A 1,755-nucleotide genomic window follows, 5' to 3' on the forward strand; every position below is an offset into this window, starting at 1 on the left:
ATTGGCTTAAAAAATGGGCAATACGCAACGGTGTTGTGAGTGCACCATACGATAAAGCTTCAGGCAGAACACGTGCCATTTCAACAATAATAAAATCTTGACGCGCATGGTGTGCCAATTTAGGAGCAAGGCGATGAAGAAAAAATGTATCTATTGAAACCATAAAAAACCACTGAATGCATAAAAATCCATTCGCAGTTTATCGGATTTCCAAAACACAATATAAGTCTGACACTGTCAGTCATAGATCACCTTACCAATCTCAGGATACTGTTTTACGCCATAACAAGACAACCTAAACACTTAAAGACTATGGTGGCGCTTAAAATCATTCAAACTCTGCAAATAACGAACCTTGTGGGTCTTGCAAAGATATTTTCTTCTTCAAGCGATAGGCTGTACGCACATGCATGCCAGAAACAGCCGCCGCAGTATCCGCAGACCAGCCTTGTTGCAAGGCTTTTATCATTTTTTGCCGACGGGATACATGGCTACAAAGAGGAATAAGAAGGCGCACCCCTGAACCTTTGAAACAAAAATGCCTGATCAGTCGCTGCGCCTCTTCAAAACCTACAATTTCTATCAACCAATCCGCATGCTCAAGGCACCCTGGGATATAAACTTGTCGTCCACCAAAAGCACGAACCATATTCCATGCCGCATCAACACCAGCAACATCAGATATTTCACGTAATAGAAGGGGAAAATGGTGATAATCTTCATCTTCCATGACCAGCTTACCCCTCGCTTTGAACACCTTGACGAATTTTCCGCCCCCAAACATTCATAACACGTATAAAATCGCGCCCACTCATCTCGCCCAAAGCTTTACCACTCACGTTCATAACACTTTGATGAAAAGCTGCCCCATCAAACAAGCAACCTTCATTGAAACGTTTCCATTGAGCACACAAAATACAAATACTTGAACTTCTCCCCCATGAATCTTGGTGCTTTTTCCCTCTCCAGTCAACTCCACCCTCACGCTGTAACCAACCCTTTAACGCCTCAATGGCTTTGCTCGCATCATCGCTATCGCGTAAAAAACGAATATGATCAATCCCTGTCTGTCTTGTGACAAAGGCAAGCAATGCCTTATCTGAACGCTCACGAAGAATGCCAAGATTCCAGCCTGCTATCCATAAGGCTTGAAGTTTTTTGGCATATTTGCCCTCTAAAGGCTTGCCAGTGACACCACCACCATACGCGCGCATTTCTTGCATCACCAAACGCTGTTCTGAAACACTCAAATCTTTTGCCGATTGCTTACCCGTCAACCGAAAAAGCAGAGCGCGGTAGGTCTCATCATCAAGACCTAACGCGCGTTTGCCCATATGAATAGCCGCTAAAGACATGGTACCCCTTCTTTACGTCTTCGCCAAATCAAGCGTCACAGCCCGCCAAGGGCTTTCCAATGTATCACGCTCATAAAAACGCACATATTCCTTAGAGGTTGTCACACGAATGGCTTCGCGAATAGCACGCATCGCCTCGCTCCAGCGGGGATCATCAATAGCCAAACGTAACAACATAAAGATTTCTCCTCGATTCACCTTGCCTTCTTTATCCGTATTAAAAGCACGCGTGATAATCGCACGGATTTCAGGGCGTGCATCCGCAGACCATTCATTCAAACATTCATCAAGAAGACTTTTGGCAATTTGCAATTGGGGTCCAAAATCAAAACTCTCCTGAACTTGCACCTTAATGCGCTGTAAACCATCAAAGCTCATATAAGTGCAATTGCCCTTTTTA

At 44.3% G+C, this 1,755-nt stretch carries 3 protein-coding genes; all 3 read right to left on the reverse strand.

The window, feature by feature from the left end; translation table 11 throughout:
• Positions 1-328: 328 nt before the first annotated feature.
• Entirely contained in the window at positions 329-730 is a 402-nt protein-coding gene (locus tag BN338_RS07575; protein ID WP_039760643.1) for a helix-turn-helix domain-containing protein, read from the reverse strand.
• A 7-nt stretch (positions 731-737) separates the two neighbouring features.
• Positions 738-1,355, reverse strand: a complete 618-nt coding sequence (locus tag BN338_RS07580; protein ID WP_039760646.1) for a regulatory protein GemA — start codon at positions 1,353-1,355, stop codon at positions 738-740.
• Between the two features lie 12 nt (positions 1,356-1,367).
• The coding region (locus tag BN338_RS07585; protein WP_039760648.1) for a DUF3164 family protein at positions 1,368-1,755 on the reverse strand (388 nt) is incomplete at its 5' end.

Origin of the sequence: Bartonella queenslandensis AUST/NH15 (assembly GCF_000312585.1) — a bacterium.
In the GTDB taxonomy this organism is placed as follows: Bacteria; Pseudomonadota; Alphaproteobacteria; order Rhizobiales; family Rhizobiaceae; genus Bartonella; species Bartonella queenslandensis_A.